Source organism: Enterobacter cloacae complex sp. P38RS (genome assembly GCF_014930775.1).
Classification (GTDB): domain Bacteria; phylum Pseudomonadota; class Gammaproteobacteria; order Enterobacterales; family Enterobacteriaceae; genus Enterobacter; species Enterobacter bugandensis.
Genome location: NZ_JADBRS010000002.1, coordinates 324241 through 345220 on the forward strand (window position 1 = coordinate 324241; position 20980 = coordinate 345220).

General features: G+C 47.6%; 20 protein-coding genes and 1 pseudogene. 5 read left to right on the forward strand and 16 right to left on the reverse strand.

Annotated features, from left to right (window positions below; all coding sequences use genetic code 11):
- Nucleotides 1-7: 7 nt before the first annotated feature.
- The 16 genes from IM303_RS05000 to IM303_RS05075 all read right to left on the reverse strand — a co-directional run bounded on the left by IM303_RS05000 (nucleotide 8) and on the right by IM303_RS05075 (nucleotide 16325).
- Entirely contained in the window at nucleotides 8-2755 is a 2748-nt protein-coding gene (locus IM303_RS05000; RefSeq protein ID WP_193359645.1) for a VirB3 family type IV secretion system protein, read from the reverse strand.
- An 11-nt stretch (nucleotides 2756-2766) separates the two neighbouring features.
- Nucleotides 2767-3045: a TrbC/VirB2 family protein gene (locus IM303_RS05005; RefSeq protein WP_044173380.1), complete on the reverse strand. Its 279-nt coding sequence runs from the start codon at nucleotides 3043-3045 to the stop codon at nucleotides 2767-2769.
- A complete protein-coding gene (locus tag IM303_RS05010; RefSeq protein WP_193359646.1) occupies nucleotides 3042-3686 on the reverse strand; it encodes a lytic transglycosylase domain-containing protein in 645 nt (214 codons plus the stop codon). The genes IM303_RS05005 and IM303_RS05010 overlap by 4 nt, the downstream gene beginning before the upstream one ends.
- Before the next feature lie 72 nt (nucleotides 3687-3758).
- Nucleotides 3759-3977: a hypothetical protein gene (locus IM303_RS05015; protein ID WP_193359647.1), complete on the reverse strand. Its 219-nt coding sequence runs from the start codon at nucleotides 3975-3977 to the stop codon at nucleotides 3759-3761.
- 396 nt (nucleotides 3978-4373) lie between these two features.
- Nucleotides 4374-4583 (reverse strand): TraR/DksA family transcriptional regulator, encoded by a 210-nt coding sequence (locus tag IM303_RS05020; protein ID WP_193359648.1) that lies wholly within the window; start codon nucleotides 4581-4583, stop codon nucleotides 4374-4376.
- Nucleotides 4573-5160 (reverse strand): DUF2857 domain-containing protein, encoded by a 588-nt coding sequence (locus IM303_RS05025; protein ID WP_193359649.1) that lies wholly within the window; start codon nucleotides 5158-5160, stop codon nucleotides 4573-4575. The genes IM303_RS05020 and IM303_RS05025 overlap by 11 nt, the downstream gene beginning before the upstream one ends.
- 53 nt (nucleotides 5161-5213) lie before the next feature.
- On the reverse strand, nucleotides 5214-5408 hold the full coding sequence (locus IM303_RS05030) for an AlpA family transcriptional regulator (RefSeq protein WP_193359650.1): 195 nt from the start codon (nucleotides 5406-5408) through the stop codon (nucleotides 5214-5216).
- A gap of 351 nt (nucleotides 5409-5759) precedes the next feature.
- On the reverse strand, nucleotides 5760-6677 hold the full coding sequence (locus IM303_RS05035) for a hypothetical protein (protein ID WP_193359651.1): 918 nt from the start codon (nucleotides 6675-6677) through the stop codon (nucleotides 5760-5762).
- 259 nt (nucleotides 6678-6936) lie between these two features.
- Complete coding sequence (locus IM303_RS05040; RefSeq protein ID WP_193359652.1) at nucleotides 6937-8121, reverse strand: MFS transporter; 1185 nt, start codon at nucleotides 8119-8121, stop codon at nucleotides 6937-6939.
- Nucleotides 8118-9353: an ATP-grasp domain-containing protein gene (locus IM303_RS05045; protein WP_193359653.1), complete on the reverse strand. Its 1236-nt coding sequence runs from the start codon at nucleotides 9351-9353 to the stop codon at nucleotides 8118-8120. Before IM303_RS05045 ends, IM303_RS05040 begins: the two co-directional genes overlap by 4 nt.
- Before the next feature lie 49 nt (nucleotides 9354-9402).
- Nucleotides 9403-10758: an FAD-binding oxidoreductase gene (locus tag IM303_RS05050; RefSeq protein WP_193359654.1), complete on the reverse strand. Its 1356-nt coding sequence runs from the start codon at nucleotides 10756-10758 to the stop codon at nucleotides 9403-9405.
- Nucleotides 10759-10803: 45 nt separating this feature from the next.
- On the reverse strand, nucleotides 10804-11856 hold the full coding sequence (locus IM303_RS05055) for a hypothetical protein (protein ID WP_193359655.1): 1053 nt from the start codon (nucleotides 11854-11856) through the stop codon (nucleotides 10804-10806).
- An 8-nt stretch (nucleotides 11857-11864) separates the two neighbouring features.
- Nucleotides 11865-12587, reverse strand: coding sequence for an alanyl-tRNA editing protein (locus IM303_RS05060; protein ID WP_193359656.1), 723 nt, complete (start codon nucleotides 12585-12587; stop codon nucleotides 11865-11867).
- Between the two features lie 71 nt (nucleotides 12588-12658).
- Entirely contained in the window at nucleotides 12659-13711 is a 1053-nt protein-coding gene (locus tag IM303_RS05065; protein WP_193359657.1) for a histidinol-phosphate transaminase, read from the reverse strand.
- Entirely contained in the window at nucleotides 13708-15291 is a 1584-nt protein-coding gene (locus tag IM303_RS05070) for a phenylalanine aminomutase (D-beta-phenylalanine forming) (RefSeq protein ID WP_193359658.1), read from the reverse strand. The genes IM303_RS05065 and IM303_RS05070 overlap by 4 nt, the downstream gene beginning before the upstream one ends.
- A gap of 26 nt (nucleotides 15292-15317) precedes the next feature.
- Nucleotides 15318-16325: a TauD/TfdA family dioxygenase gene (locus IM303_RS05075; RefSeq protein WP_193359659.1), complete on the reverse strand. Its 1008-nt coding sequence runs from the start codon at nucleotides 16323-16325 to the stop codon at nucleotides 15318-15320.
- 213 nt (nucleotides 16326-16538) lie between these two features.
- Between IM303_RS05075 and IM303_RS05080 the strand changes: the two genes are divergently transcribed.
- The 5 genes and pseudogenes from IM303_RS05080 (at nucleotide 16539) to IM303_RS05100 (ending at nucleotide 20922) form a co-directional block, all read left to right on the forward strand.
- Nucleotides 16539-17069: a reverse transcriptase domain-containing protein gene (locus IM303_RS05080; protein ID WP_193359660.1), complete on the forward strand. Its 531-nt coding sequence runs from the start codon at nucleotides 16539-16541 to the stop codon at nucleotides 17067-17069.
- 375 nt (nucleotides 17070-17444) lie between these two features.
- A pseudogene (locus tag IM303_RS05085) lies at nucleotides 17445-17853 on the forward strand (hypothetical protein); the annotation flags it as partial.
- Nucleotides 17854-17960: 107 nt separating this feature from the next.
- A complete protein-coding gene (locus IM303_RS05090; RefSeq protein ID WP_193359661.1) occupies nucleotides 17961-18377 on the forward strand; it encodes a hypothetical protein in 417 nt (138 codons plus the stop codon).
- A gap of 524 nt (nucleotides 18378-18901) precedes the next feature.
- The gene (locus IM303_RS05095) at nucleotides 18902-19492 is read left to right on the forward strand and encodes a TetR/AcrR family transcriptional regulator (protein ID WP_193359662.1); all 591 of its coding nucleotides are present in this window, start codon (nucleotides 18902-18904) and stop codon (nucleotides 19490-19492) included.
- 839 nt (nucleotides 19493-20331) lie between these two features.
- A complete protein-coding gene (locus IM303_RS05100) occupies nucleotides 20332-20922 on the forward strand; it encodes a TetR/AcrR family transcriptional regulator (protein ID WP_193359663.1) in 591 nt (196 codons plus the stop codon).
- Nucleotides 20923-20980 lie beyond the last annotated feature (58 nt).

Consider the following 20980-nt stretch of genomic DNA (forward strand, 5'->3'; position numbering starts at 1 on the left):
TTGGCTTTCAGATTGCCCGGTCAAGAAACGTATCTTTCCATTCATCAGGTCGCATACCGTCCTGATAAATGGCATCGAATATTTTCAGGTTGTCCTCACTGCCGCTGAGAAGCCGGGTGAATTTACCCAGTCCGGACAGATCCATTTTCGCCATTGCCACAAACGGGCGGGTTTCTCCGGCCTGCAACGGTGTTTTCAGGATGACCATATAATGCTCGCCCGGATCCAGGTTTCTGACCGTGTCATAAACACTTTCCGGTACTTTCATTTTCTCCACGTAATCCGCATAGCTGGCTTTCGGATTGGCGAGGAAAATCTGGGTACCGCACTGCTCAATAATCGCCGGGGCGATGGGGTGTCTGACGATTTCATCCGGTGACTGTGTTGCCGGAACGAAGATACCGTTCAGCTTGCGGATGACTTTCAGCATATTGAGCGAGAAGCGGGAAAATTCGACATCGGCCAGCCAGCGCCAGAACTCATCCATAAACATCACCAGGCGGCGACCGTCCAGCAGGCTGGTCACGCGATACAGCAGGTAAAAGGTCACGGGGCCGCGAATATCGTCATCATCCAGAAATTCGGTGCCGTCGATACCAAAGTTATCGACATCGCTGATGGTGAATGTATCGGCCTCGTTATCAAACACCCAGCCGAACTCGCCCCCCTGCGCCCACTGTTTCAGGCGAATACGCAGCCCGTTGGTGCGGGCGTCTGTGGTCGGCGGCTCCGGCAGCACTTCCAGTAGCCGGGTGATCCCGAACCGGCGGTACTCCGGCGGATAGTCCAGCATGATGGTGTCAACGGCGGCACTGATCCGCTCCTCATCGCGCGGATCGAGCGGCTTACCGTTGCGGCGGCACAGCATCCGTACAAGCCGTTTGATGAAACTGATGTTCCGGCGGGTTGGCTCCAGCGCAAACGGGTTGAAGCCGGTGGGCTCGCCGGTACGGATACGGAAATAACGCCCGCCCGCCTGGCGGATCGCCATCTCCGCCGCCCGGTCCTTATCGAAATACACCGTGGTCAGCCGTTTGAGGGTGGCAGAAGGCGCAAACGACGCCGGGTTACGGTATTTCTGCATCAGTTGTTGCATGACGGTCATCAGCAGGGTTTTGCCGGAGCCGGTTTTCCCGATAATCGCCGTATTCCCCGGCGTTTTCTCACCAGTGTCATCCCGCCCGGCCTGGCTGTCATGCAGGTTGAGGTAATACCCGCCACCGCCGGGAGATGTGAGGAGAGCGATGGCTTCCCCCCACGGATTACCGCTGCGTTTGTGGGGATGGAAGTTATGCAGGCAGGCCATATCGGCGAAATTCTGGCTGCTGACGGCCACTTGTCGGGGGCGCAGCGTATAGACGCCCGGCAGTTGCGCCAGATATGCGGCGGGCAGTGACAGGGTGGAAAGCGTCGTCATAATACCAAGATCGGCGAAGGGCTGTGCCAGAACATTAGTGTCCTTCACCACCTGTCCGGCACTGTCTGAGGAGATCAGCAGGGAAAAGTGGAATTTACCGTATGACACATGCCCGGACTGGAGCAGGTCGCGCAGGACAATCAGCTCTTCGCGCTGGGAAATCGCGTCGTCGTCCGCTGAGTTCAGCCGTTTTTCCGCCAGCCGGATATGATGCTGCGCTTCATCCCGCGCCATGCAGGTAAAGGACTGCGTCAGAACATACTCGCTTTCGGAGTACAGCAGCGCATCCAGCATACCGGTATGGGTTTCCGGGGAATAATCCTTAATCTCCAGACTGCGAAAGAAGCGGGAACCGCTGACCGTCTGGCATTCACCGGTGTCGGTGGTGAAAAAGACGTCTGGCGTGCTTAACGTTTCATAAAACGGCGAGCGCGTTACGGCCACTTTCTGCCACTGGCCGGTGATCAGGCGGTGGAAGAACGCCAGTTGCGAGGAATATACCCGCCCGTTTTCTCCATATATCCCCAGCGGCGTTGCCATATAGCGGGATAATGAAGATTCCAGTGCTTCACGATATTCCTGCATGATTTTGAGCGCGTCATCCAGAGCTGGCTGGCGTTTACCGTGCGACTGCGCTTTCATTGTTTTCTTCTCAATCTGAGAGAACGGTGCGTAGCAGACGGTGAAAAACAGCCGGTGCCGCCAGAACGGTTTTTCTTTTACCGGCTGGTAATACCGCCGGGTCACGTCATCGGAAAAGGGAATACCCGAACAGGCTTCAAAAGCATCATGGTATTTTTCACGGAGCCGGTGAATATAGAATGTTACCGGCAGCCCCTCATACGAACGAATAACGTTATTCAGGTGCGTAGCCATCAGTGTCAGGTGATGTTCGTCTTCACATTCAAAGACTGTGCCACTCAGCTCCCAGGTGGCAACAAAATCACGGTGACGGTTTCTGATGATGTGAGGGTGAATATGGGAGGAATACGGAATATATTTATCCAGCGTAATACGCTCGTTTAATTTCATTTTCTGAATAAACTCCGAGACATCAACATTATCGTACTGATTCGCCAGAAGGGCATTCGCGCCAAAATGGGTATTGGTGAAAAGTCGTCCACGGGTTTTAAACGCCAGCCAGAGCAGACTGAAATAATGAATGTCCTTTCGGGCTTTATTTTTCATTTCCGCCCAGGCCGGGATCAGCAACAGTGCCAGGTAATAGCTGACATAGACCGCCAGCAGGACGATGGCCCCGCTGACGAGAACGAACGGCACCAGAGGAATACCCATAATGGCAGCAGGCCGCGTAAGCGCTTTATTCAGCGTAGCCATCGTTGCCTCCCTTATGACGCCCAGTAGGCACCGAAGCCGGACGCGCCGACAATCAGGATCGCGCCGATGATGACGTTACGCATGTCATGCAGGCTCTTGCCATCGAAGAGCACCTTGTAGCCCACCCACATAGTCGCAAGCGTGATGGTGACGGCGGCCAGTCCCAGCAGGCCGGTCGAGGTATTGCTCAGTGTTTCATTGGCCTTGTTAAATCCGCTGTCCGCGGCCAGCACCGGGGCAGACAGCAGGACGGGAGCGACACCAGAGTAACGGCGTTTACGCATGATCATTTCTCCTCATCAGGGATAACAGGGATAGCGCCGCGAATGACGGCACCGGGATAATGCAGGGAAGTCAGGACCGGCTCAGTGGCACCGGCAGGCTCGCCACGCAGCACAACGGCGGGATAACGGACAGACGGTTGTGTGCTCGGGTCAGGGGCACGCTGCCGGTCTTCCCGGGTGGACGGGACGACATAGCCAATGCGCTGTACGTAGCTGGTCTGGTTAAAGGCGGATTCCGGTCGCTGGCCGGTTTCAAAGTTGCCGGAGTAGTAACAACTGAGCGCCCGTTTCAGCGTTCTGCCGCGCCGGTAACAGTCGGCGAGAATGCGCTCAAATACCGACAGATTGATGCAAGGGTTAAGCAGGTCGCTGGCCGTGACGCCGTAATGGCGGAAATTGGTGCTGGTGATTTGCATCAGGCCGACCGAATAGCGTCGGCCCTGTGCTGCCAGCCGTCCGGTGAGGCGGATCGCCTCCGGCAGGCTCATGGGGAAATGTGAAATCACGCCCCGGCTGTCTGGCAGAATTTCAGCAATGGCGTAAGGGTGGAAACCGGATTCGACCCGTGCGACATCAAGTGACGTGGACGGGTGAATACTGGCGGCGCACTGCACCGCCAGTGCCAGAAAGGCAGTGGTGGAAAGCATGCTGGCCTCGTAACAGAGAGACCGGCGGCTTACAGAAAAGTACGCCGCCGGGGGAGAAGAAGCGAAAATGGATTAAGCGGCCGCATTCTGTGAAATGTCACTATCTTCCCTGGGTTCAAGTAGCACCAGTCTGCCGGAGACGGCAATACCGGGTATCAAAACGATATTCAGACCGGGCTTGCCGTTATGTGCGAAGGCCACGCCAACTTTTGTCCAGTACGTGTTTTTTTCGCCCTGCACATCGGGCTGGCTTTCCTGGGTAACAAAGACGTGATAAACGGGTTTTCTCATGGAATTTCCTTTAATAAAACAGCAATGGATGAAATAAATGAATCACATTCCGGTTCTGCATTCCGGTTTTAACGGGTCAGCGAGAACATTCAGCGGCACCCTGAATTGTGGTTACGTGACAGCCCGAACCATTTTTTTTAAAGAGCAATACCCGGCCCGGACGAATTAACGTCCATCAGGGCAACCATGCGGTAATGGCGCTTTCAGATTCGGATATCTGGCGCGGGATATAAATGAGAAACTCAAAACAACAAGAAGAGAGAAAAATAAACGAAGTATTTAAGATGTAGCGAGAAAAATGGGGGCAGAAAAAACACGCCAGAGCGGTATCAATATTCACCGCGAATAATAAAGACGTGCAGAGATATAACATCTCTCCACGTCTTAATTATCCTGTCAGCGGCTGTGGCGTTCAAGTTTTCCCTGACATTCTGTACAGGTAGTTATACCCGGCAATGTCTGTCGTCGCTTTTCAGGAATGGGTTTACCACATACACGACAGTGAAATAATGATGGTGCTGACCCCGGCTTAAAACGACTCTGTTCAATCATTTCCTCCAGGCGCTGCTCATTAAATTCCTGATCGCGATCGATCTCATCGGGCATGGGGCTCCCTCCTGTTAGCGACGACCTCCTGTTCACACAACGCAATACGCTTCCAGACCGTGGTGAGTGACAGTCCTTCGGTTCTTGGCAGCAGGGATTCAGTCACCTTCATCATTGCTATCAGCGCGTCGGGCGATTCCAGGTTATCCACCCGGCATCGTTGCCATTGCCGCCAGATCTCCGTATCCGTCTCTTCATCCGGCTCAGGTGTACGCCCATATGGAACGCTGATACCCAGTAACCGTCGGCGAAGGCAGACCTCATTTGATGTCAGGCCGAAATAGCGGTTGAGCAAAGCGATAGAACCACCCAGGCGGATAGCGCGTTTAATCTGCTGTTGCCGCCGGTATTCCCGGCGTGCCTGTGTCAGTAAATGAGACAGAACATCATGGCTGACAGTAATCGAAATGAAGGGTGCCACCGCCCGGCTGACAGTAAACAGTTCATCAAGAGATAACTGATCGAGAGCATTTATTTCGTCGAAAGTAAAACCCAGAGCTTCACAGTGGCGAATATTGCCTTGTTTAAGTGCATGCAATGCATCGGTCATGATGGCGTAATTAATTGATGGGATCATTCTGTTATCTCCTCAATTTGTTGGAGGGAAAGTTGAGTACATAAACGGATGTTTTAACTGCTCTCACGTCTGGATAATTTTTGGTTGATCCATTCATCAAGTTCCGATTCGAGCCATGCCACACTGGCAGGGCCTATTTTAATGGAACGAGGAAAGTCGCCATTTTTCATATACAGATAGATCTGCGAGCGTTTCAGGCCAGTTTTTTCTTCGACCTGTTTTAAACGTAATAACTGATGTGTTGTCATCGTCTGCTCCTGCATCACAATTAACCGAGGTGTCCGGCAATCATAAAAAACACAGGGAAGAGCGGAGGAAAAGTTTCTGAACCCTTATTAAGGGTTGCAATATCCTTAATAAAGGTTTTTAGGGTGAATGAAAATGTCTTAACTTTTGTGTTGAATTGCCAGAGTAGTGGTCTTTTCTTTTTGGTAGACAATCTATTTGATGTTTTGGCTATTCTATTAGGAGAGAGATAAGGCAGGTTTGATATGAAAAAGAATGGGATTCGACAGGGAAGGAAAAAAGTTAGTGAGAGTGTTAGTCCGTATTATGAATGGTTTTACTATTGATACGGATCTTAATTCGGGTATGCCATATTATTTTGAACGCTGATTCGGGGAACCGCGTTCAAGCGCTCTTTTCAGCGTGTCCGCGCTCAGATGATCGGTAATACCATCGACTGATGCCCATTCTTCAAAAATGGGAAGAAGTTTATAGGGATGCCTGAGCAGTGGGCTGATCGAATCATTATGTTTGCATGCTAACCAGAATAAGCGTGAGAGAGGTGTAGAAAGCCTACTGGATGAAGTGTGGGTAAAGCGATCTGCATGTGTACCGAGTAATTTATCAAGTTCCTCTTGTCGTATCACAAAGCAGGCATCTTCCGGGAGTTCATAAACAGGAAAATATCCTTTACCGGAAAAGTTCATGAATCTGTTTACTGATTCATCCTCGTAAATATCTGCAATGATATGCGCCGGTAATCGCGTGATTTGCTGATTAATTCTGTCCTGCCATGTCTTTTTTTCAAAAATCTGATATGATTGGCCTGCCAAAGTAATTGTAATACCATAATTGGCATTATTTGCACCTGTAATAGGTAACGGCATATTTAGAGAATGTGCAAGTAGTCGCTGAATGAGAACGAATTCATGTCCCAGCATACCTATGTTCATGACTAATTGAGCAGGAGATATATATTCCCCCTCTGTACTGAGAATTAAACCTTTACCATTTAAAAATACATTTCGTTCAAGCATGCAAAGCCGATATGGTAGAGAATCGCCTACTGGGCGTAGTTTTATTTTGTTCACTGAGGAACGAATTTTTCTCAGTATAACAGGTGACTGAAAGTATATCGAAAGTGAAATGTTACCATATAAGGCATGTCGATAAATATCATATTCTGCTATTTTTATATCCCTAAGTTTATTGGTTATTTTTACTGCTTCACGGATGGTAACCCAGGCTGGCTTAGGAAAAAAGGTATTGGCTTTACTAACATCATTTTGCATAAGCTAAACTCCTTGAATGTCACAGAGTAAACATGATATTAATTGCTATGCTTAATAATTTTATTCTTATAATCTTTGATATATCTTAAAAAATCGTGTGCCACCGCCTACGGATAAATCAGATTATATACTCAGAAAGTTTTAAAATTGTCATGCATAATGTTCGTAAAGCTAATGATGTTGTTTTTCGCAGCATTCACATACGTTGCGGTAACAACTGTTACCACAATCATTATGTTATAGTGTTGGCCTCGTCTGATTATGACGAGTCTGCAAAATTTTTATCCGTCTCAATACCGATTAAAGGTCGTTTCTGGAGTATTGATAACCATGCTCCAACTGCTGCAATAAAACAGGTCAAAACTCCCAACAGGAAGGAAATGACACTCAGCTTTCCTGCAATAAGTAACAGCCCTGCTACTGTAGCAGTGGCTTCAGCAGCGCCCCAGACACAGGTCTGTATTGCCATTACAACAGATCTACGTCCTCGCCAGATTCTAACTGCCTGCGCCTGATACAACGGACCACAAATCATTTCTCCGGTTACGATCAGGACGACAACAATATACAGAACGGCTTGCTGCTCAGATGAGAATATTAATAATGCACATCCTGAACCGATACATAAGTTTGAGATGACAACCCTCCATAGTCGGCTTATCCTCTGTGAGAATGAAGTGATATAAACCTGTCCGATAATGATGATAATACTTGATAGAAGAAATAGAGTGCCCACCAGTTCACTGGAAAACTTTTCTACCGCATAGGTCGGCAATACATAATAAAACTGGGCATAGCCAATCATCGTCAGGAAATTAATCACCATAAAAGCGATAATTTGGTGATTACCAGTATCCTCTGATGAATTCGCTGTTTCACTTTTTGTGTCAGCCACCTCAGGATGGGTTGCAGAGGGTAGAGGACGGGTGGCTATTGCGCCCAGTGTCCCAAGTAACAAGGGAAAGGCAACAAACCAGTAACCTGTCCCTGAAAGCATGAAGGACGCCAGAAATGGTGATATACCAGCGCCAGCATTGGCTGCAACGTTTTCATATGAAAGCACACGCTCATGCTCGCCGTCATGGAAAACATGCACGATGTATGAAATTTGCGATATGACTGATACAGAGTTAGTCAGGCCAAATAACGTTGCAAGAACAATCCAGACAAAGATATCAGAAACGCCCATTGCTGCTGCGACGAGCATCACGAATGCTGATATGGCAACACCCAACAGCGTCAGTGCGATCTCTGCCTTTCGTTCTGTTTTGTCCAGCAGGCGATGGAAAGCGAGCGCGCCTGTACGGTTCGCCACAATAGCAAACCCGACGACGATACCGGCAGCGCTAGTGCTGAGTCCCACAACGCTATTAAGCCAGACAGCCATGAAGGGATAAAAAAAGCTCCAGGCCGCTGCTGAGAAAAAGCGAATAATGTATATCATTTGAATACAGGTACCCTGTCCCCATGGTCAGTTTTTACGCGTATCAGGTTGATTTCCTGCTGAACAATGTCGGTGTACCCGGTAAGCATCCCGACCCATGAATAATCCGATACCCCCACAGGCTGGATGCGGCTGCCTGGACTGGCTATCGGGGTATGAATGGATGAAATCGCCGGAAAGTCCCATCCACGGATAACCGATTCTTCTGCCAGACCATACCAGTAGCTCAAGGTATTATTGATCTGCACTGCTTGGTCATATGCGGGGACGGATTCTGCCAGACCTAAAGGGAGTAATGCTGCATGCTGCAAAACAGATGAAGGAGAATATCCATAGGCCAGAGCAACCTGTTCTACGATAGTTGCCCCACCTAGACGTCCCATATTGGCATCAATAAGATATGCTGTCGTATCTGTGGCGATAAATTCACAGTGGAAGAATCCGTTATCAAATCCTGAACGTAAGACAAGATCGTGAATAGCCGCCTGAATTTTTGCATGTACGATGGGCTCAATACCGCAGTCGTTTGGAAAATGGTTTGCCACCTCAGTAAACCGAACTCTTTCACGTCTGGACAACCCCAGGTAAATAGTTTTACCTCCCTGCACAAATCCTTCCATGCTCACTAGCGTTCCTGAACAATATTCTTGGATAATCCAGGGAAGGGTTTCACAGGATTTAGCACCGCTTGCTATTATCGCTGACTTGATCGTATGCGTCGGGTCCCGGTCTGCTTCAATAAGCAGTGTGGATGTAGCAAGCGCGCCGGAACCGATCGCTGGTTTCAATATGATCGTATTGTTTTCACGTACCTTAAGCCAAGGTAGAACGAATTTATCTTCGGAAAATGAGATTTGTACCTCTTCCGGAACATGCTCAGGGACTATCTTACCGACCGCATATTTTGACGCCAGCTCAGCAAAGACGGAAGGTGGTCCTCTAAAGTTAAACTCCTCCGCGATTTTGTTGACCATCGGGAATAATTCATCAAAAAAAGTCGTAATGCTGTGGATATTCTGAGTGACATCCGGGTGGGCATTCAAAAAGTCAGACAGAACATTATGGTCAGAAAAAAGAGGAATACATTGAACATCACTAATTGCTTGTAGGGCATCGCCACAAAGTGCAGATTTATCAATAGAAAGAATAAGGTCGTGACCTGCATTGCGAATAGCGTCACTAATATATTTCACCGATATCTTGTTTATTCCTACGATTAAAATGTATTGCATACTAAATATTCCCGTTTTAGTGTAACCAGAATAGTTCTGCTGAATCCGCTCAATACATTTTTGCTGGATTCATGATATTATGCGGATCCAAAGCAGACTTAATGGCTTTCATCAAATGCAGGGCTGCACCATGCTGCACTGACATCCATTTTATTTTTCCCTGTCCGACACCGTGCTCGCCACTGATGGTTCCACCATATGACAAAGCTCGTTCAGCCAGACGACTCAGAAATCCCTGTATAACAGGAGTTTCTTCTTCTCCTTCACGGAGCATAAGTAAAAGATGGAAATTACCGTCTCCAACATGCCCTATTAAGGGAGCCTTGAGCCCTGTATTCGCGATATCCGTTTCTGTTGCAGAAATACAAGCGCTCAGGCATGACAGAGGGACACAGATATCCGTAGGGATCCCCTGGCAACCTTCATAAAAGGCATGGAATGCCCACCACGCATCATGACGTGCTACCCACAGTGCTTCTCTTTCTTCTGGATGAGAAGAAAGCTTTACTTCCCCCCCGTACCTGTGCACATGTTCTTCAAATAACGCAATATTACCTGGCATTGACAGGCTATTAACGTGTAACTCCACAAACAAATGCGGTTTTTCTGATAATCCCAGTTTTGAATAAGCATTACATGCCCGAACTGCGGAAACATTAAGGAGTTCAATACGTGCAATAGGTAGTGCAGATTTCAGGGTGTCTGTTACAGCCCTGACGGCATTCTCTACTGAGTCAAACGCACAAACACCGGAAAGAATAACTTCAGGGAGTGGATGAAGCTTAACGGTTAACTCACTGAAAATGCCAAGTGTGCCTTCCGAACCAACGGCAAGTGAAAGCAGGTCAAGCCCCATAGCTGATTTCACCGCTCTGGATCCGATGTTTGCTATAGACCCGTCAACCATGACAAGACGGGCAGCCCGGACATTCGTTGCCATCGTGCCATAACGCACTGAGTTTGTTCCTGAGGCACGGGTTGCGGCCATACCGCCAATTGAGGCATTTGCACCTGGGTCAACTGAAAAAAACAACCCTGTTCCCCGGAGAGCTTCATTCAATTGTTCGCGCGTGACACCGGGCTGGATTGTCGCGGTCATATCTTCAATGCTGATGTCCGTAATAGCATTCATTTCAGAGCAATCAATGCATATACCTCCTTGCGGGGCATTGATCTGTCCCTCGATCGAGGTCCGGGCACCACTTGGTATCATGGGCAGTCCTTCAACAGAACAGAACGTCACGATATCCACGATATCCTGCTCATTTCGGACGATCACAACCCCATCGGGAGGACTAAGAGTAATTCCCGTCGGAGCTTGGCAGAACTGTTCTCTGAATGTCGGCTCCGTATGAAAATGATCGCCAAATTTTTCCTGTAATTTTTCGATAACTGACATGTTCATTCATTGCCTCCATTGTAAATATAAAATCAGGGCTTTATGGTGGAACTATTCTGGCTTTTTAAACCCTGAAGGTTTTCTGGCAGTTCGACCGTCATATTCTGGTCTGCCTGAAATGATCAATTCCAAAAAATAAGGATGTGCATTTTCATCTTCAAGCTGTCGTCCGGATTTAGTGTGTACCTCAATAGCGGAAAAGAGATCAACAAGTCTGTCCTGTATTTGTTCAATTTCCGGCGATTTAAGCGTAACCATCGCACTAAATTTAAATGTCCCATCTATGTCAAAATATTCACTTTTTTCGGGTTTGGACAGGGATTTCTCAGTTTCATAACACATAAATTTGTCTTTAAGATTAATAGATTCTGGGTTTCTGGGCATTCTGAGCGTTGGTGCAAGGCGAATGAAAGGGGCTTCCTCATGGTTTCGTTCTTTTGCTACAAGACTCAAAAATTCGACCACACGAGAATCGAATGCAATGTCAAGTTGATGGCAAACTTGTTTAATTTCAGCCACGGATGCAGTGTCAACCATATATAAATATGTCATAAGAGGCCATAAATCAAAATTGTTCTTAAATCCTCTAATTATTTCATCAGAAATAATAAATTCGCGTTCATATCGACTTAGGCTGAGTGCGCGGCGTAATATTTTGGAATCATGGTCTCTCAATTCCAGTCTTGAAGACAGATCTCTTGTTTCTATTCCTTTCCCAAATAACATTTCATGCATATCAGAAGGTAATAAATCTTTAAAATAATGCCAGAAATAATCAAAGCTTGATTTGCTTGATGTTTCTATGCCAAGAGAGTTGTGGAGTTCTACAGCCGAGTCTATACTGAGATACTTCCTGCCTGCTTCGATATCACGATAATAATTAGCAGAAAAAGGAATATCTATCCCTTCCAGAAACGTCGAAACTTTAAGATGTCCCCTTTCAACACGAAGTTGTGTCAGGAATGAACCAAGAGCATGTTTTTCATCTGTCTTGTTAGACGATTTACTAGGGAGACTATCTGCGTGTTTTGTTTTGTTTTTATCTGTTCTCATACCAGAGGCTACCATCATTATTTGTTGATTAGATATTGACTCTATAAACATCTACCAGGTTAACCTGAATTATCAGAGAGCCTGAGTGCTATACGCGTCATGTTTTTTTTGATTTTCAACGTGGAAAATATCATCCCGATCTCTTTTGTGTCTTTTACATGTGTACCTCCACAAGGAATTGACCATCGTCCACATTTCCATATCCGAAAGTTATTTCCCTGTTCGGGAACATTTACAGTTTGTATCTCATGTCCCGATAAACAAAATTCATTTAGTTCTGTTGTTGCCTTTTCAAGAATATCTTTATCAATATAGTCAAGAAGTTGATAATGATTTTCTCCGCTTTCATCATTGAGTGGTGAACGAACAGGGTAAGGGATTGAATGGCCTGTTACCTGCTCGAGTATACAATGGATCAGATGTACCGCCGAGTGTATACGCATCTGGTGATATCGCAGATCCCAATCAAGAATAGCAGTCACTTGCTGACCTGCCTGCTTTTTCAGCAAGTCAAAACCGATCTCATTAATATCAAGATAGTGTCTGATCTCTTCATCTTTTCGTTTTGTTGTGAGAACACCGATTTTTTGTTGTGATGTCAGCATATCCGGTAAAACAAGATAACCTCTGTCACCTAATTGCCCACCACCCTGTGGGTAAAAAATGGTCGGACTGAGGACACAATAGGGAGAATTTGACTCATCAAGGTTAACATGAAGGAGTCGCGTTTGGGTTTGACTTAGATAGGGGGCTGTATGGTATAGCCCAGGTACTTTATTCATATTCTTAAACCTCGATTGAATAGATACTTTTAATTATTTATTTAAATGAATGTAAATAACCTTGGCAGAATCTATGCTTTTAGTTCTTTCTCTAAAACAGAGAATAACTTTTCCATTTGTTCCCGGGGTCCGAATGAAATTCTCAGGCAATGATCCAAAGAATAATCGGTCAGCCTGGCTATAAGGAAACCTTCACTGTTAAGACTGTTTTGGATCTCCCGGCTGCGTTCTTCACTGTCAAATTCAACAAAAACGAAATTGACATATTGGGCACTGGCTTTGACTCCGTAATCTTCAAATAAATCTACCAGTTTTTTTCCCCAGCTAAGACAATATTCTGTTGTTTTGAAAAGATGCTCACGATCCTGTAGTGCATGTTCACCAGCAAGAGCAGATAAAGCACTGACATTGTAAGGCGCCCGGCGAGCTTCCAGTTGTGGATACAGATCTGTGCTGACGTAAGCCCAGCCTAGACGCAATCCGGCAAGTCCATACGCTTTTGAAAATGTTCGTAAGCATATTGAGTTAACGCGTCTATGAACGATTTGAATGCCTGCCGTATTTTCGATATCAGGTGTAAATTCTGCGTAGGCTTCATCAATGATAATGGTCGTTTCTGGCGGTATGGTTTCAACTAAAGATATCATTTCTGAAGGTGCAATATAGTGACCCAAAGGATTAGAAGGATTCACCAGGACCAGAATGTCAGGTTTATGACTGACCGCCTCTTTTAAATCCTCAGGAAGGATGCGCCCACTATTCACTGGGATCTCACTGTATAAGGCTCCGAGAATATCAGTTCTCTTTTTGTACATCATAAAACTGTGACGAGGAGCGGTAAGCCGTGCACCCGGTTTCAGCAGACTACGCAGCGTGATATCAATCAGTTCGTCAGAGCCATTACCCGTGATGATCTGTTCCGGATTAATATTCCAGCGTTCTCCAATTGCTGTTCTCAGTGCATTGTAGGTGGGATCGGGATACTGGCTCAGCAAAGACAGATCATATCGTCCCGTTTGTATTAGGTCTGGTGAACCCAACGGATTTTCATTGGCGTGCAGGCGGATGGAAGCATTATTATTTGCTCCCTCAACACATTCCCGGATTTTTTTAGAGAACATCATGAGTGGCCTCCAAGTATCCGGGATACGAGTTCTTCCAGATAAGGTGTTATTGACTCGTCATGGTCCAGATAAGGGACTGACTCCCTTACTTTTGCGTACCACAGGCGACCTGAATTTCCTAATTTTGTGGCATCCCTGATATCAGCTGCCTGAGCGGCGCAGATCAACTCAAAAGCAATAACATAGCGGGTATTCTGGAGTACCTCCGCCGTTCTGCGAGCAGCAACCAGACCGAAAGAGACTACGTCCTGAAAATCACCTGTTGTTGTTAGTGTCTGTATTGAAACCGGTGTAGCCAGAGAACGATTTTCCGCTGTGACTGAAGATGACATAAACTGTCCCCCCATTAAACCAAACCGCAGCCCGCCATTTTCTGCACATAGAAAAGAGGGGAGCCCGTTGCTGTTCGCACTGGTCAGTAATCTGTCTATTCGCCGGTCAGATAAATTACACATGGTAATGATTGCTATCGTCAAATAGTCCATCGCGGCGGATATATACTGTCCGTGAAAATGACCGTTATGAAAAACCTGACCGTTTTCGGGTGTGATAAGGGGGTTATCATTTGACGAATTTAATTCATTACTCACTATTCGTTCCACAAATTCTATTGTCTCCAAAACCGGGCCAAGTATCTGCGGTGTGCAGCGAATTGAATAGGCATCTTCAATCGGCATATCTTCTTGTTTGATGCTATTCGTAAGCCTGCTTCCGAGTTCTGATGAAAGCTGTATATCATCAATCGCCAGCCTTGTTCCCTGGAGGTTATTCCATATCATCTCTGCAATTTTTTGCTGGCCTGTATGCGGTTTTAGTTGATGAACGTCGGGATGAAATGGCCGAATCCTGGCAAGAAGCGTTTCTGAGGCAAAGGCGGAGATTGACGCATATTGTTCAAGAAGTGACCTGGTTTCGATGACATTAAGGGCGGCAAGCGCAACCATGCAAGAGGTGCCGTTGATGAGTGCCAGCCCTTCCTTATAACTTAGCTCAAGCGGTGCGAGCCCCAGCTGGTGCAGAATATCTTCTGCAGCCAAGCGTTCACCATTGAACCAGGCATTGCCCTCGCCAGTGAGCATACGGGCCATGGCTGCCAGTGGCCCCAGATCTCCGCTGGTGCCCAATGACCCTTTACGTGGTATCTCAGGAATCAGACCAGCGTTGTAGATTGCGATAAATCGATCGAAATTTTCCAGAGATAATGCTGAGTTGCCGCGAGAAAGTGAGATAATTCGGGCGAACATAGTTGCCCGGCAAATTATATCTGAAAATCTTTCACCAACATTTGTCGCAACACCACGGATAAGGTTTTTTTGTAATTCTTCAGCCCTTTCGAGCGGAACGAGATGATCGACAAACCCACCCATCCCAGTGTTGACCCCGTATATAACCGAGCCTTCTTTAACTAATTTTTCAAGGGCTCGTCTTGATGCGGCAATTCTTTCTCTGGTTTCTTCTGAAGCAACTATTTTTTTACTAAACTGAGAGAATTCAATAAAGTCTTTCAGACTGACGTTACGGCCTGGGCCGAGAATGAAGGTATCGCCTGTGGATGAGATATTATGCTGTGTAATATTCATGACCATTTTCCTTCTGTTTGTTTGAATTAATGTTCAGTCCAGTCGGCAATAATGACGTTAATCTCTCTGTTTCCTGAAAATGCATGCCTGCCATGAGCAAACTGCAGGTTATCGAGCAGCAAAATATCGCCGGTGTTCAGATTCACATCCTGTTCTAACCCCTTGACCAGATGAAATAAGTCAAGTGTCAGTTCTTCCGGCAGCGGTTCTCCATCGCCGAAACACATGGATTCGAGAAGTTCAGGACAATTCTGAGCAGCTTCTTTTAACTCTTCTTCGTCTTCGTTTCTGGAATCGAACCGCGCCCATTCAATCATCGCAGCAGCACCCCAGAAATGTGCCTGATTGCACCAGATCACCTCATTTTTACGAGGATGCTGACGCACCGGCGAAATACAGTCCTGCCAAAGGATTAAATCATCGTTCCACCATTCAAATTCCCAACCCCTGGAGCGGCAGGCAAACTCTGCCTCTTCTTTTGTTTTTGCAGAAAGCGCTTCCTGCCAGCTTTTTTTTATTCCGGGTTTCAGATGAACTCGGTTTTCATCCGGCAGTGTTCTGCGCAGTCTGAGGCCGCGTTCTGTCAGAAGTTGTAATGTTGAAGGCTCGACCAGTTTTGTTATTCGGCGCATATCGCCAATGGTAGATTCTCCACCCTCTGTGGCGGGTTTGACGCAAGAGAAGGCAATGATTTCCGGTGGGTGTTTTACATAGGTCATTTCCTGATGAAGGATGATTGACCATGCCGGAGGCGTTCGGGTTGCCTCCATCACTTTACCTTTTATGGTTGAACGGGGAGATGAACCACCAATGTAATCTCTGGTGCGAAAACCTAGCGCATTCATTATCACTTCAAACACAGCGGGTTCTGCACTTTGCGCAACGCCTTGTAGGAGCAGCGCTCCGTTGTTGAGCAGTGCTAACCGAATATCTGGAGCAGCTTGAATAAAGAAGTTTTGCGTATCAGTGACCGATAACCCATCAATGGTGAATCCATACAGTCCACTCTCATTACATTTTTTCAACATCACCATCTTAGTCTCCTTGAGTCTTAAGAAAGGTTGATATGTCTGTCTACTAATTAATCGTTACGGGTCATCAAAGTCAACAAAAAGATTATTTTTTCTTTTAAAAGAAATAAATAGTGCTCAAACATCATTTATTAATATTTAATTGATTTAAAATCAATAACATATAAACACACAAAACTATTGGAAATATTTTTCATTAGTTTGTTTATTCAGTAGTTGTTTGCATGGTTAACCAAAATTATCGGTCAGTTCAGTAACAGCACCTACAAGTTCTCCCCTGTCAGACGGATACTAATTCCCAAAGCTGATGGTAAGACCCGCCCTTTAGGTATACCAACGGCGAGTGACAAACAGGTGCATTCGGTAATGAAACTTATTCAGGAGCGCATTTATGAGCATGTATTTTCGCCGAAATCATATGGTTTCAGGCGGGGATGTTCGTGCCATGAAGCACTTCTTGATATTAAGCACCACTGGATCGGTGTTAAGTGGTTAATAGATATCGATGTGGTCTTTTTTTTGACAACATTGATTACCGTGTTTATTGAAACTGCTGGGCAGGAAGAACGAGGACAAACGTTTTCTCCGGCTGATTGGAAATATGCTGAAAGCGGTTTATATGGAAGACTGGAAGTTCAATGTCATTTACAGTGGAACACCACAAGGCGGTGTTGTTTCTCAAATTCTTGCCAATATTTACCTGCAAGAAATGGACCAGTTTCTGGAGCAGAAAAAGGCACAGTTTAACAACGGTAAATATCGGGATGAAAATCCACAGTATGGAAAGCTGACCAGAAGAATGTACCGACAGAGAGTCCGGGCCAAAAAGTTGCGGAGTGAAGGCAACAACACGACCGCGAAGGCAGTATTAAAAAAAGTCCGGGAAATGGAGAGAATGCGGGTTTCTATACCGTCAAAAGATGAATGGATCCCAATTATAAACGTTTAGGGTTCTGTGGTTATGCTGGTGATTTTCTGTTTGGCGTCGTTGGTTCCAAAGATGAAGCCAGAGACATAATGTGTGAAGTCACAGTGTTTCTTTCCGAAAACCGCCATCTTGAGGTGTCACCAGAAAAGTGCAAAATCAGTAAGGCGACAGACGGTACGAGCTTCCTCGGTTCCACGTTGCTGGCGGCAGAGTTGAATGGCGCCGGCGGACTGAAGTCCTGTGTGTCGACCACAACCAGCCTGTACTGCCGACAGTACGGCATGGAGTGGCCGGCTGGGCACAATGTCAACTGGCAGCGGCATACGCCAAACAGTCTTAAGCAGCAGATGGATACGCTCTGGCTCCCGCCGTCAGGTGAAGTGGTCGGGGAAATCCCAGCGGTGTTTGACTGCGAGGTGCGTCACAGCTATGGCGAGCCCGTAAGCGGTCTCAGTGGTTACGACTGCTATGACGGCGGTGAACATGTCGACGGGCACAAAGGTGCGCCCGTCGCGCTTCAGCCCGGCCTGGTTTTATCTGGTCAGCGATGAGCTCGATTCACCGGCTCAGGACGCTGCATCATATCGTGAAGTCCGGGATTAAAAGCCTGCACCTCCGTTTACCCAACCACGGCACTGCCGTGGCTTTTTACCCTCATGGGACACTTCACCTGGTCAGGTTGCGTATCTTCTTTTTTTATGGAGAAAAGTATGTCTGGCTTGATTACCACGAAAAAGCTTTTGTTAAGTTGTTCAGTCAGACGGCCCGGTATCACCACCGGTTCAAAGTATTTAAAGACTCCATCAACTGCTGCGTTATCGCACTTGAAAACCGGCTTCGCTTCAGTGATGCAGGAGCAATGGTATCTGCTTATCATCCAGAGATCCGTATATCCCGGAGCCGCGGTGAGGAGCTTAATCTCGTTGACAGACTGCTTTGAGCGAGGGGAGGTCGATGCTATCTTTGTCTCTCTGAACGTTTTAACAGGGCCCGATGGATATGAAATTATCTGGTGGGTGTTTATGTGGATTTATCAGATTCACAGCGGTGAATCCTTCAGCCCCTCATTCCTGCTCTTGCGATATATGCCAGAAACATACTGGCTGTCTTACTGCAGTATGGCTTAAATTTGACTCCGCGATGTTGAATAGGCTGCCGAAGGGGGCACTTCATCCATGTTCCGCTCATCTGCGGCTTCATCCAGGGCATTTTGCGCTCGGTGTAGCACCTCGGTCGGTGTTACCGATGACACTCAGGCGACGGCTTTGCTAAGCGGTATATTTGGCATGGAGGTTTTCTTGCCATAGGATATCCCCTCACCATGCCAATTCAGGTGGGTCTCCCCATTCGGATTTAGGGAGGATTTCAAGCACGAACACTTCTTTTGAACAGGCGCTGATGCAGTCGGCCTTTCCCTCGCAGCGGTTTCGAGCTATAACTGGCATAAATTTGCCCGGCCGATGCTTACACCGCTCAGCCTCAACTTCCAGTGTTTTTCCAGAGGTCCTTTCTTTTGTGTTATGGTTTACCAAGAAGTGTATCGCACGTCGAAGACGCGGTGTTCAGTCCATTTTCACTTTATTCTGGCGCAGAGGTCCATTTTTCATTGTGCATAAGTGCTTCTCAATACCATGAAGGCAGGGCAATTTGAATGAAAGCGAAGACCCCCAACCTTCGTGAAAGGCGAAAACAAAGTACCCGAACGGACTTGTCCAACATCGGACTGGAATTGTTTCTGAAACAAGGGTTTGAAAACACCACGATCGAGCAGATCGTCGAGCCGCTGGGCATCGCGCGTCGCACCTTCTTTCGCTACTTCAAGACGAAGGAGGAATTGGTTTTTACGTGGCACGCAGAGAAGACGATTGAGTTGATCGAGGTATTGAAGGGCAGACCCGCGAAGGAGAGCCCCTTGGACGCGGTCAGCGAAACCATAGCGACAACCCTCATACGCTACGACGCGAATCCAGACCTCGCCTTTGCGTTGGTACGCCTCCTGAAAGAAACTCCGGCCTTGCTCGCCAAAGAATGCGAAAAGCGGATGGAGCGGGAGTTGGCGCTTACTGCTGCATTGGTGGAGCGAGAAAGTAAGCAGGGGTTGAGTCCCCTCAAAGCGCGCATTATCGTTGGCTCGGTAATGTCAGCATGGATGGCAGCGCTGGATGAGTGGTATGCAGATGGTGGGCAGGCAAACCTCAGGCCCATCATGACAAGTGCGTTCGCCTTGGTACATGAGCTGTGATCACCACCATAGCTGGCGCGCAGCATTGCCTTTGACCGGTGTACCATTGCCCTGGAGCATGTTCCGGGGGCTTTCCATGCCGGCTGTTTCGCATCGTACAGAAGGCCTTGCATTTCCTATCAACAGCCCTCGCAGCAGAGATGGCTTGTGGCCGACAAGAGAAGCATCCAACAGGATGCGTCGTACATTCAATATCGCCTCAGATGTTCCCTGCACGCTTGTGCCATGACTTAAAGACCCTCCCGAACAACGCGCCTTCGAGGTGTGCACTGGCATAAGGCACCACGCCGTCTTTGGACTGCGCCAGTACATTTTTAGGGTGTTCGTTGCTCATGATCGAATGGTAGCTTGCCCTCGTGCTGATCTGCAATTGCGCAGCCGCATGCACGAATGGGTCACGATCGGTCAGGTTGCTAATGCTGTTCGGGATGTGCCGCAGTACGGAGCTGCAGTGAAGACGGCACGTGTGAGTTGCGGTATCGGTCGAAACTTAGCATATTCAGTCAGATCATGCTGGCATTACGGGTACGAGGCCATCCCTGTTTTCGTTCCCGAGGGCAACAGGGGCCTCATCGTCTGACCTGGATCAGATACCAAAAATCTCCACAGTACGGCCTTACGCTTTGGCTGACTCGCACCATTTCGCATGAGGCACGCGAATAGGTTCGCACGGCTCAACCGTGGCTTAGGATACGTCTTCCATAGAGCTTCTCTCCTCTGAAGCCAATGAAACGGCAACAGGGCCGATTCAGCCAAAACTCCTTTTATTTTGACACTGAGTGACAATTGTCTCATAATGCATTATTGTCACTCGGTGCCATATTGGGCGGGATTCATCCATGACACAGGAAAACTCAGGCCTACGCGAAAAACACAAGGAGAGCACCCGCAGGGAGTTGTCCAAGCTCGGGCTCGTGATTTTTCTGAAGCAAGGCTTCACCCACACCACCATCGAGCAGATCGTGGAGCCCCTAAGCATTGCGCGGCGCACCTTCTTTCGCTACTTCAAAACTAAAGAGAATCTGGTCTTTGCCGGGCATGAAGAAAAGAACGTTCAGTTAGCCGACGAGTTGAGGGGCAGGCCAGCCGAGGAGAGCCCCTTGAATACGGTCTGCGAAACGCTTGGGACGGTGCTCAAACTCTATGACGCCAAACCTGACATGGCTTTCGCTCAAGTGCGACTCCTTAAGGAAGATCCGTCCTTACTCGCCAAGGAGTGCGAGAAACGAATAAAGCGGGAGGTGGCGCTTGCTACTGTACTAGCTGAGCGATGCAGTGAGCGTGGCCTGAGCCTGTTGGAGGCGCGCATCATCGTTGGTGCGGCGACGTCATCATGGACGGCAGCCTTGGATGAATGGTACGCCGGCGGTGGGCAGGCAAACATGTGCCCGATCATGGCAAAAGCGTTCTCACTGGTGCACGAGCTGTGATGGCAACGATGCACGATCTGACGCGTCTCGGGGGCCGCGGACCGCAGCTTGAGGCGTG

What these genes read in the sequence shown, in the direction of transcription:
- IM303_RS05000 (WP_193359645.1), bottom strand. Translation starts at nt 2,755, where the DNA reads ATGGCTACGCTGAATAAAGCGCTTACGCGGCCTGCTGCCATTATGGGT.
- IM303_RS05005 (WP_044173380.1), bottom strand. Translation starts at nt 3,045, where the DNA reads ATGATCATGCGTAAACGCCGTTACTCTGGTGTCGCTCCCGTCCTGCTG.
- IM303_RS05010 (WP_193359646.1), bottom strand. Translation starts at nt 3,686, where the DNA reads ATGCTTTCCACCACTGCCTTTCTGGCACTGGCGGTGCAGTGCGCCGCC.
- IM303_RS05015 (WP_193359647.1), bottom strand. Translation starts at nt 3,977, where the DNA reads ATGAGAAAACCCGTTTATCACGTCTTTGTTACCCAGGAAAGCCAGCCC.
- IM303_RS05020 (WP_193359648.1), bottom strand. Translation starts at nt 4,583, where the DNA reads ATGCCCGATGAGATCGATCGCGATCAGGAATTTAATGAGCAGCGCCTG.
- IM303_RS05025 (WP_193359649.1), bottom strand. Translation starts at nt 5,160, where the DNA reads ATGATCCCATCAATTAATTACGCCATCATGACCGATGCATTGCATGCA.
- IM303_RS05030 (WP_193359650.1), bottom strand. Translation starts at nt 5,408, where the DNA reads ATGACAACACATCAGTTATTACGTTTAAAACAGGTCGAAGAAAAAACT.
- IM303_RS05035 (WP_193359651.1), bottom strand. Translation starts at nt 6,677, where the DNA reads ATGCAAAATGATGTTAGTAAAGCCAATACCTTTTTTCCTAAGCCAGCC.
- IM303_RS05040 (WP_193359652.1), bottom strand. Translation starts at nt 8,121, where the DNA reads ATGATATACATTATTCGCTTTTTCTCAGCAGCGGCCTGGAGCTTTTTT.
- IM303_RS05045 (WP_193359653.1), bottom strand. Translation starts at nt 9,353, where the DNA reads ATGCAATACATTTTAATCGTAGGAATAAACAAGATATCGGTGAAATAT.
- IM303_RS05050 (WP_193359654.1), bottom strand. Translation starts at nt 10,758, where the DNA reads ATGAACATGTCAGTTATCGAAAAATTACAGGAAAAATTTGGCGATCAT.
- IM303_RS05055 (WP_193359655.1), bottom strand. Translation starts at nt 11,856, where the DNA reads ATGTTTATAGAGTCAATATCTAATCAACAAATAATGATGGTAGCCTCT.
- IM303_RS05060 (WP_193359656.1), bottom strand. Translation starts at nt 12,587, where the DNA reads ATGAATAAAGTACCTGGGCTATACCATACAGCCCCCTATCTAAGTCAA.
- IM303_RS05065 (WP_193359657.1), bottom strand. Translation starts at nt 13,711, where the DNA reads ATGATGTTCTCTAAAAAAATCCGGGAATGTGTTGAGGGAGCAAATAAT.
- IM303_RS05070 (WP_193359658.1), bottom strand. Translation starts at nt 15,291, where the DNA reads ATGAATATTACACAGCATAATATCTCATCCACAGGCGATACCTTCATT.
- IM303_RS05075 (WP_193359659.1), bottom strand. Translation starts at nt 16,325, where the DNA reads ATGGTGATGTTGAAAAAATGTAATGAGAGTGGACTGTATGGATTCACC.
- IM303_RS05090 (WP_193359661.1), top strand. Translation starts at nt 17,961, where the DNA reads ATGTCTGGCTTGATTACCACGAAAAAGCTTTTGTTAAGTTGTTCAGTC.
- IM303_RS05095 (WP_193359662.1), top strand. Translation starts at nt 18,902, where the DNA reads ATGAAAGCGAAGACCCCCAACCTTCGTGAAAGGCGAAAACAAAGTACC.
- IM303_RS05100 (WP_193359663.1), top strand. Translation starts at nt 20,332, where the DNA reads ATGACACAGGAAAACTCAGGCCTACGCGAAAAACACAAGGAGAGCACC.